Genomic DNA, 15,751 nt, shown 5'->3' with positions numbered 1-15,751 from the left:
CCGTGAGGTGACTGAACTTTCCGCGGACCGTACTGGTGGTCGCGCTCGTGCCGGCCGGGCGCCGGGTGACGGAGTGCGGGCAGTGTCGAAGGACCGGCGCCCCCCGCGCCCCGGCTCCTGTGGGCCTCGGGGCGGCCGGGTCACGACTGCGGGAGCGGGCCGGGGCTCGACCAGTCCGCATGTCCCTCTTGTGGCACCACCCGGTAGGCCAGCATGTGACGGCTCAGGCAGCTGATGATCGGTCCCGGGTCCGCGGACCGTCGTGATTCGGCCAGGACGTCGAGGATCTTCTGGTGCCAGGGCCGCTGCTGCTCGAGCAGGTAGGGCGGCAGGTTGTCGGGGAGCGGCATCAGGAGGATGCGCTCGCCGATGAGCCGGTGCAGGCGGGTGAGCTCAGCGAACCCGGCCGATGCCACCAGCGCGAAGTGGAAGTCGAGGTCCGCCCGGAAGGACATGGCGACATCGCGGCGCTCCAGCGCGGCATCCATGCCGGCCAGGGCCTGTTCGACGCCTTCCAGGGGCTGGTCGGTCTGGACGAGGTGCCGGACCGCTGCCGACTCGTATCCCCAGCGGATGAGGTTCAGCTCGCCGAGGTCCTCCTGGGCCCATCGTCTGACCTGGTACGGATAGTTCAGCCGCTTCGTGAGCAGCCCGGCCTGCACGAGCATGTTGCAGGCGTCCCGGACCGGCGCCCTGCTGACGCCCATCTGTTTGGCGATGACGGAGTCCGGCACGTCCGCACCGGCCGGCAGGCGTCCGTCGAGGATGCGCTGGTGCAACTCCTCGTACACCTGCTGCGCCAAAGTCGAGGAACACGGCTGGGGCGCGCCACCGAGGGTCGTGTTCTTCACGCGTCGCACTGTATCCCCCGGGGTTTCCGGCGTCGAGGAGCAGTGTCGACACTGTCTGATTATGGAGTATTGTCGCAGCAGTTGACGGGGCAAGGTTGCATGGATCACGTCTCGTCGCCGGTACATCCGCGGGCGAGCGTTGTGGAGGGCACCCTGGTGAAACGTCCGGAACTCCCGCCCCTGCCGGCCGCCGTGAGCGCAGACGCTCCCGGTGCGGCGTCGGCGGTACACGCCGCGCACGGAGCGCCGCGGGCAGGCACGCACCGGCTCGTCGGCCGGGATGAGGAAATCCGGTTGATCGTCGAGCGGCTGGACGGCCTGTGCTCGGCGGAGCCGACGGGATCGGCCCTCGTCATCGAGGGCGATGCCGGTATCGGGAAGAGCTCGCTGCTCGACCTCGCCGTCCAGCATGGTGCCGCCTCGGGCGTGCGGGTGCTTCGCTGCACCGGCCTGCAGGCCGCGTCCCCGTTGGGCTATACGGGCCTGCATGAACTCCTGCACCCGCTCATGTCGTTGGTCGACGACCTCCCGCCCCGGCAGCGCGCGGCGCTGCTCACCGCGTTCGCCCTGGACGAGGGCGCCACCCCGGACCGTCTCCTGGTGGGTCTGAGCGCCCTGGGCCTGCTGGAGGAGGCCGCCAGGAACCAGCCGCTGCTCGTCGCCGTCGAGGACCTGCAGTGGCTGGACCACTCAAGCGTCCACGTGCTCAACTTCATCGGCCTGCGCGTGTCGGCCGCACCGATCACGCTCTTGGCGACCCTTCGCTCGGACGGTGACGCCGACGCCCTGCCGCCCCTGCCGATCGAGCGGCTGCGGCTCGGCCCGCTCGCCGAGGACGCGGCGCGGGCGCTGCTCGACGACGTGGCCGCGGACCTCAGGCCGGCATCCCGTGGCCGCATCCTCAGCGAGAGCTCGGGCAACCCGCTCGCCCTGCACGAACTGCCCACTGCTCTGCGGCAGCACGGGACCGAGCGGACGACGCTGCACGCGCACCTTCCGATCACGAAGCGGCTGGAGCGGGCCTTTCTGGACCAGCTTCTGCCACTGCCCGCGGACAGCCGTTCCCTGCTCGTCCTGGCAGCCGCCTCCGACGGTGCGCAGTTGCAGGACCTCATGGCGGCCGCGCGCAGACTCGGCCTCGGTGTCGAGGCGCTGTCCCCGCTGGAGGAGCGCGGCCTGGTCAGCGTCGGGGACAGCGGGCTGCGCTTTCGGCATCCTCTGCTGCGGTCGGCCGTGCACAGCGCGGCACGGACGAGCGAGTGGGTCGAGGCCCACCTGGCCCTCGCGGCCGTGACGACGGGGCAGGACCGCGCGGTCTGGCATCGCGCGGCGGCCGCTCTCGAGTGGGACGAGACAGTGGCGGGCGAGCTGGAGGGTGTGGCCGCCCGAGCCCGCGACCGAGGCGCACAACCGGAGGCCATGAGCGCCTACCGGCGGGCGGCGACCCTCACGCAGGACGCGCGGGAGCGGGCCCGGCGCCTGGCTCTGGCGGCGGAGACCGCCCGGTCGGCCGGCATGACCGCCGAAGCCCTCGAACTCCTCGAACAGGTCGGCCCGCTCAGCCCCGCCTCAGGCGCGGAGACGATCACGCAGGTCGCCTTGACACGGACGATACTGAGCCTCACCGCGGCAGCACCCGCGCCCTCCAGCAACGACTTCGAGAAGATGCTGGGCCTGCTCCCCCGCCCGGAGGAGAACGAGAGAAGGATCATGATCCTGTGGGGCGCCGCGGTGCTCACCCGCGGGCGCAACCTGCCGAGTGCGGACTGGGACTACCTGCGCAGGAACCTCGAGGCGACGCGGACGTCGAGCCCGCTCAAGCCGGCGGCCCTGGCCATCCTCGCCCCCGGCGGTCAGGCCGCCGCGATGCGCGACCAGTTGCCCTCGCTGGTCCCGCAGCTGGCCGAGTTCCCGCTGGGCCTGCTGTCGCTGGCGATCGCCGCCGAGTCGCTGCAGGACCTTCAGACCTCACTCACCTGCTGGGAGCTCAGCCGGGAGCGCTCCCACAGCCGGGGAGCCCCGGCCGACGAACTGCAGGCGCTGCGTGGCCAGGCGAACGTCCTGCTGCTGCGCGGCCGTCTCCGGGAGGGGCTGGCCGCCGCCGAGTACTCCGAGCGGATGGCCGCGGACACCCAGCAGCAGATGATCGGTAGCTTCGCGGTCGCCACCGCGGCACGCGCGCACGCCCTGCTGGGGGACCTGGATGCGGCGACCGCCGCGATCCGCCGCAGCAGGGAACTGTCCCGCATGGCACCTCTCGCGATGATCAGCGCGGACCTGCGGTGGGCGGCGGGTCTCATCGCCTCCCAGCAGGGCCGTTACCGTGACGCGCTCATCGAGTTCACCCACGTCGCGGTGCACTCCACCCGGGCCCTGTGGACGATCGCGGACCGCGCCGAGGCCGCCGTCCGGGCCGGCCGGGGCGACCAGGTCCGCGACAACGTGGACGCCGCGGACGAGGCGGCGCGCGCCTACCAGTCCTCCTATCTCGCCGCGCTGGTGGCGCGCAGCCGGGCGCTGCTGGCCGGCGACGACGAGGCGGCGGGCGAAGAGTTCGAGAAGTCGGTCGCCGCCGAGGCGGTCGAGGAGTCCCGGCTGGAGGTTGCTCGCTCCCGTCTGCTGTATGGGCAGTGGCTGCGCCGGCGCCGCCGCCAGGCCGCAGCACGCGAGCAACTCGCCCTCGCGCTGACCGAGTTCGACGCCGTCGGTGCACGCGGCTACGCCGACCGTGCGGCGGGCGAGCTGCGGGCGGCCGGCGAGATGCCACGCCGTGCGCCCGGACGTTCCCGGGTGCACGAGAAGCTGACGGCGCAGGAGCTGCAGGTGGCGCGGCTGGCCGCCAACGGCATGAGCAACAAGGAGATCGCCGACAGCATCTACCTGTCGCACCGCACCGTGAGTTCGCACCTGTACCGGGTCTACCCGAAGCTCGGAATCACCAGCCGGGCGCAGCTCGCCGCGGCGCTCCAGGATTCCGGGGACGACCTGTAAGGGCCTGCGGCCGTCATATGGCCGGACGGACGACTGTTCGCCGCGCATGCCCGTTCCGCCGTAGACCCCCTGCCCGCCTGGGCATGCTGGGGGAGCCCCGCCCTTCGCGCAGCGCGCGGCTACGCGCTCAAGCGGCCGGGCCGGCGGACCGGCCGGCACCGACACGCCGCAATACAGATCCATCCCGGCACCGGTTCCCGCTCACCCCCGCAAGCGGCTGGTCCGCCGGTGGGGCGTGGGCGTCACCAAGATCGGGGACGACGCCCGGGCCGACGCGGGCGGCCACGCGGCCGCGTCCGCCGGATCCACCGGCGGCGCTGCGGAAAGGCTGTCGAGTGGGCGACGGAGAGTGCGTCGCGTTGCGCTCGTGCCGGGCGGCGGTGAGCTGCGCCCAACAGGGAGCACGGTCCCAGTGGGAGGGGCTCACGACCCGCGCCCCGTCCCGGCGGAGGACGGGGCACCGGTCGCGGCCCGGGGGCCGGTCGGTGCGGACGTCGTCAGTCGTCCGCGGGAGCGAGCAGTACCGCCATGCGGCTGCGGTGGGCGACCGCGTCACTGACCCGGGGATTGAGGAGAGCGGCCAGGGAGGAACGGTGGTGAGGGCTGATGATCAGCAGGTCGGCGCGGAACTCCGTAGCGGCCCGGGAGACGGCGTCCGCGACCTGGATGGTCAGGCCGTGCAGGATCCGGCCCTCGGCCTTCACGTCCATGCCGAGCAGCTGGGTGAGCGCTTCGTCCAGGACGTGTTGCCCGGCCTCGTCGCTCTCGACGGGGAGGACGGCGTCCCCGGCGACCGCGGTCGTGACGACGTGCAGGACGTGAACCTCTGCGCCGGTCAGCCGGGCCAGCTCGCCCGCCATGCGGACGACGGACTTACGGGCCGGAGTGGGGTCGACAGCAACCATGATGCGTTTGAACACTGGATCTCTTCTTTCTGACAGATGACATACGTGTGAGGTGGAGGTTCGTTCGGGGCGGTCGAGCAGGCCGCCCTCATGCCTGGCTCCGCGACGTGGCGGGGCGTCGCGTCACGTGGTCCGTGTCTCCCGGTGCCGGCCTCACCCTGCGGCCGCCAGGCGGATCGTGCGGGTGCGGTGGAGCGGGCACGGGCCGGCGCGTGGCGCGGTGGGCGCCCGACGCGGCGGAAGGCGAGGTCGGCAGGAGTGGCGGGAAGGACGTGGACCGTCGCAGGTAGGGGCGCGGCGACCCGGGCGGTTCATGGACGCGCGGCGCAAGGCTGCTCGGCAGGCGGGCAGGACATCACCACCCGCGGCGGGCCCCCTCTCCGTGTAGCAGCCGACGCCCACGGTGCAGGTCCGATCCGGCCTCTTCGTCCTTGGCGCCGCCGGACTGCCGTGCGGACGCCGGGTCACCGCACCCAGGCAACACGCCGATCTCCCGCGGAAACTGCACCCGTCGGCCTCCCTCCACCCCGGCGCGAAGGTCCTCGCGGACGACAACCGCGCAGGCGTCGCGCCCTGGGCCCACGAGTCGTTCGGACAGGGCGGCGGCGTGGATCAGTGACACCCCGTCCACCACGAGCAGGGCGATCCTGCGATGCGTGGCCGCATCCGCGTTCGAGCGGTCCATGCCATGATCGTAAGACCTTTAAGTGACATGTCAATCATTCTAGGCGTTCCTGAAACCAGTTGACATGTCATATAAATGCTTCCTAGGGTGTGCCGGGAACGGGCCGTCACCGGCCTCGCCGCCGCCCACGTGTACCGGGCGATTCCCGCGCTTCACCAGCAGATGAGGACCGATGGACGCCAACGAAAAGATCATCAGAGACGCCTACCAGGTGGCCGAGGTCCAGGACATCCCCGGCTGGATCGCCTCCTTCACCGAGGACGGCACCTTCACGGACCAGTCGGTCGGCATCACCTACCGCGGCCGGCAGATCGGCGACCCGGTGAAGAACTACGCCCTGGCCTTCCCCGACATGCACCGTGAGCTGTACGACGTGTACGTCCAGGGCGACGTCGTCATCGTGGAGCTGTCCCTGAACGGCACGCACCGGGGCCCGCTGAACACGCCGATGGGTGTCATCGCGCCCACCGGAAAGACCATCAAGGTGCCCTGCTGTGACGTGTTCCGGGTGCGCGACGGCAAGATCGAGTCGTTCAACTGCTACCCCTCCGGCACTGTTCTGTTCGGTCAGCTGGGCGTGCTGACCAACCTGGAGGCCGTGCTCGACCAGTGACCCGCCCGGCCTGCACAGGGCAGGCCCCGCGCCCCGCGCACCCCTGCGAAGTTCGCCGCGCCCACCCCGATCTGTGGGCTTCCCCCCTGGTCCGAGGGGTCTTCGCCGGGACCGTACGGCACATTCATGGCTGTCCCCCATCACATCAGCAAGGAGCATCACCATGGCCGGGAACCCCCGCAACATCGCCCTGGAGCCTGCCGCGCAGGCCTTCGTGGACGCCACGTCCGAGCCGCCCTTCCTCTACCAACTCCCCCCGGCCGAGGGCCGCAAGGCGGTGGACCAGGTCCAGGACGCCGAGATCTTCAAGCCCGAGGTCGACGAGGAGTGGGTCGACGTCCAGGGCGGCCCGACCGGGAGCGTCAAGGCCCGCATCGTGCGCCCCAAGGGCACGGCCGGCACGGCGCTGCCCGTCATCCTCTACACACACGGCGCCGGCTGGGTCTTCGGCGACGCCCACACCCATGACCGGCTCGTGCGCGACCTCGCCGTCGGTGTCGGCGCGGCCGTGGTCTTCCCCGAGTACGACCGCTCGCCGGAGGTCGGCTACCCCGTCGCCCTGGAGCAGAGCTACGCGGTGGCGCAGTGGGTGACGACCGACGGCGCCGACCGCGACCTGGACGCGCGGCGCCTGGCGGTGGCGGGCGACTCCGTCGGCGGCAACATGGCGATCGCCCTGACCCTGCTGGCCAAGGAGCGCCGCGACGTCCGCTTCGTCAAGCAGGTGCTGTTCTACCCGGTCACCGACGCCGCCTTCGACACCGACTCCTACCACGAGTTCGCCGAAGGCTACTTCCTCGCCCGCGACGGCATGAAGTGGTTCTGGGACCAGTACACCACCAGCGAGGAGGAGCGCGGCCGGAGCACCGTCTCCCCGCTGCGGGCCAGCCTGGAGGAGCTCAAGGACCTGCCGCCGGCGCTGATCATCACCGCCGAGGCCGACGTGCTGCGCGACGAGGGCGAGGCCTTCGCGGCCAAGCTGCGCCGGGCCGGCGTGGCGGCGACCAACGCCCGCTTCGGCGGCATCGTCCACGACTTCGTCATGGTCAACGCGCTGCACGAGACCGAGGCGGCCAAGCACGCCATCCTGCTCGCGGTCGCCAGCCTCCGGGAAGCCCTGAACACCTCCGCCTGACACCCGGGCGGGCGGTCACGCGCTCACCCGCGTGACCGCGCTCCGGGGCAGCGCGCCCGCACAGCACGGCCAAGCCTGCACACACAGCGGGCAGAGCACCTTTTTCCGCACCGGTTGCGGCGCGTGCGCCAGGCGTGGCCGCCTCCCGCCCGCGTCCGGCGGCCCCAGGGACAGACGAGCACACCGCTTTCCCGCCCCCTCGCAGACGTCCCCTCGCGCCGTCCGTCCCTGTCGGCGCCCCTTCTGGAAGCTGGAGCACCTCCATGCGTTCACCCCTTCATTCCGGCCCCGCCGCGGACCAGGCCTCCTTCAGCCCGTCCCGGCGCAACCTGCTGCGCACCGCCACCGTCGCCGGCCTGGCAACCGCCGTACCGGCCGTCCTGGGCACGGACCTCGCCTCCGCCGCCACCTCCGCCGGCGCCGTCGGCCCGCTGAACCTGCCCGCGGCCACCAGCCGGATCACCCCGCTGAACCTGCGTGTCCCGGAAGCCCTGCTCCAGGATCTGCGTCAGCGGCTCGCGCACGTCCGGCTGCCCGAGCGGGAGACCGTCGCCGACAACTCCCAGGGCGTCCAGCTCGCCAAGCTGACCAGCCTGCTGCGGTACTGGCGCACCCAGTACGACTGGCGCCGTTTCGAGCGCCAGATCAACACCCTGGGCCAGTACCGTACGCAGATCGACGGTCTGGGCATCCACTTCCTGCACGTACGCTCCCGGCACAGCAACGCCACCCCGCTCATCCTCACCCACGGCTGGCCGGGCTCCTTCGTGGAGTTCGTGAAGGCGATCGGCCCCTTGACCGACCCCACCGCTCACGGCGGCAGCGCGCAGGACGCCTTCCACGTGGTCGTCCCCTCGCTGCCCGGCTTCGGCTTCTCCGACCGGCCGAGCACCACCGGCTGGACCACCGCCCGCATCGCGGCGGCCTGGGCCACCCTGATGGAACGCCTCGGCTACACCCACTACATCGCCCAGGGCGGCGACTGGGGCGGCGGTGTCACCACCCAGCTGGGCAAGCTGCGCCCCAAGGGCCTGCTGGGCGTCCAGCTGAACTTCCCCGAGTACACCTTCAGCCCGCCGGTCACCGACACCGTCACCGCCGCCGAGCAGACGGCGCTCGCCCAGATACAGACCTTCTCCAGCCAGCTCTCCGGATACTTCCAGGAGCAGTCCACTCGCCCGCAGACCCTGGGCTACGCCCTCGCCGACTCCCCTTCCGGCCAGGCTGCCTGGATCTACGAGAAGCTGCTCGACTGGACCGACAACACCGGCCGACCCGAGGGTGTCCTCTCCCTCGACGACATGCTGGACAACATCACCCTGTACTGGCTCACCGACACCGCCGCCTCGTCCGCCCGCCTGTACTGGCACAACTACGGCGCCTCCGAGCTGACCCGGCTCGACCTGCCGGTCGGCCTGAGCGTCTTCCCCCACGAACTGGTCCGCAGCCCGAGGATCTGGGCCGAGCGCGCCTACAGCAACCTCGTCTACTTCAACGACCAGATCGCCCACGGCGGCCACTTCGCGGCCTTCGAGCAGCCCCAGCTGTTCGCCCAGGAGGTCAGGAAGTTCGCCCGGCTGGTGAAGTGAGCGCAATCCCCCGCGCACACCCGGGGCGCGGGCCGCGGTGAGGGCGGTGACGGCAGGGCTGGACACACCCGCCGTCGCCGCCCTCGCGGCATCCGAGGGCGGACGGGAAACCCGACACCACATGGTTGATGTGTCACGTATCCGGCTCTAGGGTGTCCGGAAGTTGAACGTTGAATAGGGCGGTCGGGTCGGGTCCGTCCGCCGCCGTCGGCAGCGGCCACCGGCCGCGCCCGACCCGCTCCGGCCACCCCGCACCGCACCACCAGCCCACACCGCACCGTCCATGGAGAGGAAGGGACTGTCATGGATCTGGGCACCACCGGCATCTGGAGTCCCGAACTGCGCCTGCACCCCGACCCCGTGGAGATCCACGAGGCCGCGGCCGAACTCGACCAGCAGGGCTGGGGCGCGCTGTGGATCCCCGGCCTCGGCGGCGGCGACATCCTCGGCGACGCCGAACGGCTCCTGCGCGCCTGCGAGAACGCCGCCGTCGTCACCGGCGTGCTGAGCATCTGGCGGCACACCCCCGAGGACATGGCCGCCGGCCACGCACGCCTGCGCCGGGAGTACGGACACCGTCTCCTGCTCGGCCTGGGCGTCAGCGACGCCGCCGCCGCCCAACGCGCCGGAGGGACCTACCGCCCCCTGGCCGCGCTCAACACCTACCTCGACGCCCTCGACCGGCACGCCGAGCCCGTCCCCGCCGACGAGCGCCTCGTCGCCGCGATGGGCCCCAAGCTCACCGCACTCGCCGCCCGGCGCAGCGCCGGCACCCATCCCTTCCTCGTCACCCCCGACTTCACCGCCACCGCGCGGGGCGTGCTGGGCACAGGCCCCCTGCTCGCCCCCTACCAGGCGGTCGTCGTCGACAGCGATCCCGCGCGCGCCCGCGCCACCGCGCGCACCTTCCTCGCACCGTTCCTCGGCATGGGCCACTACGCCAACAGCCTTCTGCGGCAGGGCTTCACCGAGGACGACCTCGCCCACGGCGGCAGTGACCACCTCATCGACGCCGTCGTCGCCTGGGGCGACCTCGACGCCATCGACCAGCGCGTACAGGCCCACCTCGACGCCGGTGCCACACACGTCGCGCTGCACGCCATCAGCACCGAACCGGGACTGCCGCGGACGCAGTGGAAGGTGCTCGCCCCGCTGGCCCGCTGACCCCTCTCCCCCGCCGGCCCGAGGCAGAACGGCCTGGGAACGAAGCGGAAACGAAAGAGCGGGCAGGCAGATGCTGGAAGCGTCAACCTTCTCATAGGGTGGACACATGGATGAAGCACCTCACTGGCTGGACCCGGTCGAAGGGCGGGCCTGGCGCGGCATGCTGCGCATGCACGACCTGCTGGTCAACCAGACCGGCCGGACCCTGCAACGCGAATTCGGCCTCTCAGCGACCGACTACTCGGTGCTGGCCGAGCTGACCCGTGCCCCCGGGGACCGATTGCGCATCCAGGACCTCGCGAAAGTGCTCGGGTGGGAGAAGAGCCGGGTCTCACACCACCTCGCGCGCATGACCAAGCGCGGCCTCGTCGGCCGCGAGGAATGCGCCGACGACGGACGCGGCGCGTACGTGGTCGTCACCCGGGCGGGCCGTGAGGCCATCGAGGCCGCCGCGCCACGGCACGTGGAGGACGTCCGCCGTCTCTTCCTCGACCACCTCACCCCCGGCCAGACCGCTCTGCTCGCAGAGATCACCGACGCGGTCATCGCGAAGAACGGAGCCGGTCAGTGACACGGTGAGGCGCGGTGCTCACATCCGCGTCCGCGCGCGCGGCGCTTGCCTCGTCGGCGTTTCGGTCCGATCCCCCTCCGGAGTCGCTCCAGGGCGACCGGGCGGCTCCGACGGAGGGCAGGCGCGCTGCCGGCGATACCCGGCTTCGGCCGTCCGCCCGGTCCGGCTGGACGGGTGGCGCCACGCCGGAGTGTGCGGGGCCGTTCCGGGCGGGCCCTGCACACTCCGGCGTGTCCGGCTCCTCCTCGAGTGTCATCGTCCCTGCCGTGCGGTGCACGACACGGACGGCCCTGCGGAGGCGGCCGCCGCGCCGTGTGACTGCGCTGCGGCACTTCATATGCTGCGGTGCGGGCTGACGGAAAACCATCCGTGATTTGACTGAAGAGCCCTTACGTATACCGGCCCCGGCTCCCTCGCCCTTACCGCACGGGGGCCGTGGCTGCCCTCCGCTTGCGCGGCGGAGCAGGCCGCGGACGCTGCACGCGGGCAAAGCGAGGACCGGTCGGGCCGGCGCCCCGTCGAGGGCGCTTCCCGTGGCCGGTGCGCGGGAGGGAGCCGTCGGCGTCCGCGACTCTTCCGCACGCGCGGTCCGGAACCGTGGACACGGACGGTCTCGCCATGTCATGACGATCAGCGTGCGAACGGTGTCGGCGGACCGAAGCGCCGCATGCCCTCCCGCCTCTACCGACCGATCCTGGGCCGGCGGCCCCCGGCCACGGCACCGACGACGCACACATGATGGCCGGCGACTCGGCCACCACGTGTGCGCACCCAGCTCTCTCGCCCGGTGGACGTCACCCAACTGGTTGACATGTCATCTTCTTGGTTCTATCTTCATTGAAAGCTAAACGGAACGGGTGACCTGGCCGCAGAGGCCGGGCCGCCCCGGGACTTCAGGAGCAGATCATGGGACAGCTCACCGGCAAGACCGCCGTGGTCACCGGGGGTACCAGCGGCATCGGCCTGGCGGCGGCGCAGCGCTTCGCCGCCGAAGGCGCCCGCGTCTACATCACCGGCCGCCGCAAGGAGACCCTCGACAAGGCCGTCGCCGAGATCGGCGGTGACGTCATCGGCGTCCAGGCCGACAGCGCCAGCCTCACCGACCTGGACCGCCTCTACGCCACCGTCGCCGACCACGGAGACCGCATCGACGTGCTGTTCGCCAACGCCGGCGGCGGCGAGTTCGCCACCCTGGAGCAGGTCACCGAAGAACACTTCGACACCACCTTCGACACCAACGTCAAGGGCACCCTGTTCACCGTGCAGAAGGCGCTGCCCCTGTTGAACGACGGGGCCTCCGTCATCCTCACCGGCTCCACCGCCGGCAGCGTCGGCAACGAGGCCTTCGGCGTCTACGGCGCCTCCAAGGCCGCCATCCGCTCCTTCGCCCGCACCTGGGCCAACGAACTGCGCACCCGCAACATCCGCGTCAACACCATCGCCCCCGGCCCCATCACCACCCCCGGCCTCAACGGACTCGCCCCCGACGACGAGCAGGCCGCGCAGCTGCGCGACACCCTCGCCGCCGGCGTCCCCCTCGGCCGCATGGGACAGCCGGAAGAGGTCGCCAACCTCGCCCTCTTCCTCGCCACCGACCAGTCCAGCTACATCACCGGCACCGAGATCTTCGTCGACGGCGGCGCCAACCAGGTCTGACCCCCGGGCACCGAACCATCAATCCCCCGCGAGCAACGGCACGGGCCGCGGCCACACGGCCGCGGCCCGCCCGCGTCGGGCCCCGCGCGCACCGTGAGCCAAGGAGAGTCATGAGCAGTCGCCGCACGCCGGCCGCCCCCGCGCCCGTACCGCAGACCGGAAGCACGACCCGGCTGCCCCGGCACAGGGGCGGGTGGCCAGCCGTCGCATCCGTCGCGGCGGTGTCCTTCGCCCTGGTGCTCTCGGAGTTCCTGCCCGTCGCCCTGCTGCCCGCCATCAGCGGGGACCTGCACGTGAACACGGGCACCGCCGGGCTCCTCGTGGTCGTCCCCGGACTTGCCGCGGCAATGGCAGCGCCGCTGCTCACCATGGCCTCCGGCCGCCTCGACCGCCGGCACGTCCTGCTCGCCCTCGCCGCGCTCATCGCCGCGTCGGACACCCTGGCCGCCCTGGCACCCAGCTTCCCCGTCATGGTCATGGCGCGCCTGCTCCTGGGCCTCGGCGTCGGCGGCTTCTGGGCCATGGGAGCGGGTGCCGGCAACCGGCTGGTCCCCCCGGCACAGGCGGACCGCGCGGCATCGCTCATCACCGCAGGCATCTCCGCCGGAACCGTCATCAGCCTGCCGCTCGGCGCGCTGATCGGGCACCTGGCGGGATGGCGCACCGTCTTCCTCATCGCCGCTCTCACGGGACTGCTCGCGCTGCTCTTCCTCGCCATCGCGCTGCCCGCCCTGAAACCCACCGGAGCCGTTCGCCCGGCCACGCTCGGCAGGGCCCTGCGTACGCCGCCTCTCGCGCTCGCCCTGCTGGCCACCGGAGCCGTCTTCTTCGGGCACTTCACCGCCTACACCTACATCACCCCCTACCTCCAGGAGCACGCCCACCTCGGCCCGGACGCCGTCACCACCGTCCTGCTCGGCTACGGGCTGGCGGGACTCGCCGGGAACTTCCTGATCGGTCTGCTCACCCGGCACTCCCTGCGGGCCCTGGCCGCCGCCGTCGCCCTCGTCCTGGCCGCCGCCGTCCTCCTGCTCACCGCCACCGCCGCGACCCCCGTCGTCATCGTCCTGGTCCTGATATGGGGCGCGGCCTTCGGAGCGGTCCCGCTCATCGGGCAGGCCCGTGTCATGCGGCTGTTCCCCGACGCCCCCGATGCCGCCCTGGCCCTCCTCGTCACCGCCTCGCAGACCTTCCTCGCACTCGGCTCCTTCGCCGGCGGCCTCCTGACCGACCACCAGGGCACGACCGCCGCGTTCGCCTACGGCGCCCTCGTGGTGCTGCTCAGCGCGCTGATACCGGCCGGCGTACACAAGGCGGCACGGCGCTGACCGGGGATGCGGCGATGCGGCAACACACGGACGGCACCGCCAAGGCGTCGCAGTTCTGCAGGCCGGCGAGCGGAGCCTGGCCGGCGTAGGGACCGGCAAGGGCCGCGGCGTCGGTGCGAGTGCCGGAACGACGGGCCTCGGGAGTGGCTCCTGGGCCCGAGTCGTGATGCCCCTTGCGGTGGTGCGGACGTGCTCCATGAACGTTGGCTAGGAGCCAGGACACACGAGCAGCCCGCGGACGGCCCGGTAAGGTGCGCGGGCGCGTCCGCAGGCCCCGGGTCCAGCGGCACGGCGACGGTGCGGACGGGACGTTCCTGTTACGGCTTGTTCACGCCCCGGCCGCTCCACCCTTTTGATGGGCGGCGGTGTCGGGTGTTCGGGACACGGTGCGGAAGCGCCCGCTGCCTACCTGCCCTCGAGAGACGCGGGCGTGGCGCCGGGCGGGCCGAGGATCACGTCGCCGAACTCTTCGGTGAGGGCCTGGAACAGCTCCATGTCCCACTCGGTCTCCGGGGTCGCCAGATGCGCGGGCGTCCCGGAGCGGGCGATCAGTTCGGCGAACCTGCCCGGTGACGTGATGGTCAGGGAACGGGCTCCTTCGGGGCCGGCCTTCAAGGTGTGCGGCGTGTTCATCGGGATGGTGAAGAAGTCGCCCGAACGCAGGGTGAAGGTGTCGGGTCCGGCCCACACGGTCAGGGAGCCGGACAGGACGAAGACGCGTTCCTCGTAGGCGGTGTGCAGGTGCAGTGGTGTGCCCGAGTCGCCGGGCAGGGTGATGTCCGACAGGTCGTGACGACCGTCGGTCTCCTCCGCGGTCGTGAGCACGGACAGGCGGAGGTGCCCGCCCAGGACGAACTGGCGGGACGCCGGGATGGGCGGCGGGGAGGGGAAATCGCTCACGGTGAATGGCCTCTGTGACAGTGCTGACGCGGACGCCTCCCGGGATGCGGCGGCTGCCGTGTCCCGGACGGGGTGTGGAAGGGGTGCTGGGCGATGACGGGCGCGCCGGGTGACGGCACGCCGTCGGCCGGACGGTGCCGTCAGGCTTCCAACATCCTGCGGACGGCTTCGATCCGGTCGTCGGCCATACGGCTTCCGATCGCGGTTCCCGGGATGAAGTGGGCCACGTGGAACGCCTTGCCGTAGTGGCGGAGGTCGGTGGGGACCCCGGCCTGGATGAGCAGACGCGCGTAGTCGAGCGCTTCGTCCCGAGTCGGGTCGATCTGGTAGGCCATGACCAAAGCGGGGGGTAGTCCGGCCAGTTCCTCCACCCCCGCGCGGGCCACAGCGGCGTGCACCGGGACGTCCGGGGCACCAGGCTCGGCGGTGCCGCGCAGGTAGTGCCCCCAGGCGATCGGCGAGTTGGCGGACTGCCATACCGGTGTGTCCCGCAGGGTCCGCATCGAGGGGGTGTTCAACCGGTCGTCGACGGTGGGGGCGTCGAGGAACTGGGCGAGCAGCCGGGGACCCCCGCGCTCCCGCGTCAGCATCGTGAGCGCCGCGGCCAGCCCGCCCCCGGCGCTCTCGCCCAGGACGCCGAGGCGGTCGGCGTCGATCCCGTGCTCACCGCCCCGGTCGGCGGCCCAGACGAGGGCCGCGTAGCTGTCTTCGAGACCTGCGGGGAAGGGGTGTTCGGGAGCCAGACGGTAGTCCACGGCCACGACGATGACGCCCGCCCGCTCGGCGAGCATCCGGGCCGGCGAGTCGATCAGGGCCAGACTGCCCATGACGTAGCCGCCGCCGTGCAGGTACAGCAGCCCGGGCAGTGCGGTGGAGCGTTCTGCGGGCGCGTAGACCCGCACCCGTACGTCGCCCGCACCCGGGGGGCCGGGAACGGTCACGTCCCGCACGGACACGGGCGTCTGCGGCTCGTGAACGGGAAGGTTCTCGGACACCAGCCGTTCCGCCTCCCGCGCCGCCGCCAGATCCGAGAGGTCGGCCTTCGGGAGAGCGGCCGCCACGGCGGCGAGCTCGGGGTCGAGTATGTGATGCATGGGGTTCCTTAGGGCTCGGGGTGCGTGAGGTGCCGCCGTGTCCGGCCGCGGAATCGTGCAACGTGTGCCACGCCGGACACATGTGTTCGCGTCGCCACGCCAGGGGCCGCCACCGCGCCGGGACGGCGTCGCCACACGCGCCGGGCGTCGGCCATCGCGCGTGACGGCGGTGTCCCGCCCCGGCAGGCACGCACGCGTCGTTCCCGCCGGGGCGGCGCCCACTGGGCGGCGGGCCCGTCTCCCGGCGCGGGCGGCGTCGACGACCGGCT

General features: G+C 72.0%; 13 protein-coding genes. 8 read left to right on the top strand and 5 right to left on the bottom strand.

Going from position 1 to position 15,751, the window contains the following annotated elements:
- Positions 1 to 140: 140 nt before the first annotated feature.
- Positions 141 to 851, bottom strand: a complete 711-nt coding sequence (locus tag ACZ5DC_RS25370) for a GntR family transcriptional regulator (RefSeq protein WP_468656301.1) — start codon at positions 849 to 851, stop codon at positions 141 to 143.
- 99 nt (positions 852 to 950) lie between these two features.
- On the opposite strand from ACZ5DC_RS25370, the gene ACZ5DC_RS25365 reads away from it, so the two are divergent.
- Positions 951 to 3,842: a helix-turn-helix transcriptional regulator gene (locus tag ACZ5DC_RS25365; RefSeq protein WP_468656299.1), complete on the top strand. Its 2,892-nt coding sequence runs from the start codon at positions 951 to 953 to the stop codon at positions 3,840 to 3,842.
- 497 nt (positions 3,843 to 4,339) lie between these two features.
- On the opposite strand, the gene ACZ5DC_RS25360 is transcribed toward ACZ5DC_RS25365, so the two are convergent.
- Together ACZ5DC_RS25360 and ACZ5DC_RS25355 are read right to left on the bottom strand one after the other, a co-directional pair.
- Positions 4,340 to 4,762, bottom strand: coding sequence for a universal stress protein (locus tag ACZ5DC_RS25360; RefSeq protein ID WP_468656297.1), 423 nt, complete (start codon positions 4,760 to 4,762; stop codon positions 4,340 to 4,342).
- 340 nt (positions 4,763 to 5,102) lie between these two features.
- Complete coding sequence (locus ACZ5DC_RS25355; protein ID WP_468656295.1) at positions 5,103 to 5,432, bottom strand: hypothetical protein; 330 nt, start codon at positions 5,430 to 5,432, stop codon at positions 5,103 to 5,105.
- Between the two features lie 172 nt (positions 5,433 to 5,604).
- Between ACZ5DC_RS25355 and ACZ5DC_RS25350 the strand changes: the two genes are divergently transcribed.
- The 7 genes from ACZ5DC_RS25350 to ACZ5DC_RS25320 all read left to right on the top strand — a co-directional run bounded on the left by ACZ5DC_RS25350 (position 5,605) and on the right by ACZ5DC_RS25320 (position 13,488).
- The gene (locus ACZ5DC_RS25350; RefSeq protein ID WP_468656293.1) at positions 5,605 to 6,045 is read left to right on the top strand and encodes a nuclear transport factor 2 family protein; all 441 of its coding nucleotides are present in this window, start codon (positions 5,605 to 5,607) and stop codon (positions 6,043 to 6,045) included.
- Positions 6,046 to 6,208: 163 nt separating this feature from the next.
- The gene (locus ACZ5DC_RS25345; RefSeq protein WP_468656291.1) at positions 6,209 to 7,180 is read left to right on the top strand and encodes an alpha/beta hydrolase; all 972 of its coding nucleotides are present in this window, start codon (positions 6,209 to 6,211) and stop codon (positions 7,178 to 7,180) included.
- Between the two features lie 263 nt (positions 7,181 to 7,443).
- Positions 7,444 to 8,769, top strand: a complete 1,326-nt coding sequence (locus ACZ5DC_RS25340; protein WP_468656289.1) for an epoxide hydrolase family protein — start codon at positions 7,444 to 7,446, stop codon at positions 8,767 to 8,769.
- Between the two features lie 303 nt (positions 8,770 to 9,072).
- Positions 9,073 to 9,933: a TIGR03620 family F420-dependent LLM class oxidoreductase gene (locus ACZ5DC_RS25335; protein ID WP_468656287.1), complete on the top strand. Its 861-nt coding sequence runs from the start codon at positions 9,073 to 9,075 to the stop codon at positions 9,931 to 9,933.
- A 106-nt stretch (positions 9,934 to 10,039) separates the two neighbouring features.
- On the top strand, positions 10,040 to 10,504 hold the full coding sequence (locus ACZ5DC_RS25330; protein WP_468656285.1) for a MarR family winged helix-turn-helix transcriptional regulator: 465 nt from the start codon (positions 10,040 to 10,042) through the stop codon (positions 10,502 to 10,504).
- 906 nt (positions 10,505 to 11,410) lie between these two features.
- Entirely contained in the window at positions 11,411 to 12,160 is a 750-nt protein-coding gene (locus tag ACZ5DC_RS25325; protein ID WP_468656283.1) for a glucose 1-dehydrogenase, read from the top strand.
- Positions 12,161 to 12,270: 110 nt separating this feature from the next.
- Complete coding sequence (locus tag ACZ5DC_RS25320) at positions 12,271 to 13,488, top strand: MFS transporter (RefSeq protein ID WP_468656281.1); 1,218 nt, start codon at positions 12,271 to 12,273, stop codon at positions 13,486 to 13,488.
- A gap of 405 nt (positions 13,489 to 13,893) precedes the next feature.
- Here the strand turns inward: ACZ5DC_RS25320 and ACZ5DC_RS25315 are convergent, their stop codons facing one another.
- Together ACZ5DC_RS25315 and ACZ5DC_RS25310 are read right to left on the bottom strand one after the other, a co-directional pair.
- Positions 13,894 to 14,388 (bottom strand): cupin domain-containing protein, encoded by a 495-nt coding sequence (locus ACZ5DC_RS25315; protein WP_468656279.1) that lies wholly within the window; start codon positions 14,386 to 14,388, stop codon positions 13,894 to 13,896.
- Positions 14,389 to 14,528: 140 nt separating this feature from the next.
- Positions 14,529 to 15,482: an alpha/beta hydrolase gene (locus ACZ5DC_RS25310; RefSeq protein WP_468656277.1), complete on the bottom strand. Its 954-nt coding sequence runs from the start codon at positions 15,480 to 15,482 to the stop codon at positions 14,529 to 14,531.
- Between the last annotated feature and the right edge of the window lie 269 nt (positions 15,483 to 15,751).

It is taken from the genome of Streptomyces sp. NPDC031445, from assembly GCF_055581365.1.
This window is presented reverse-complemented; position numbering and strand designations above follow the sequence as displayed.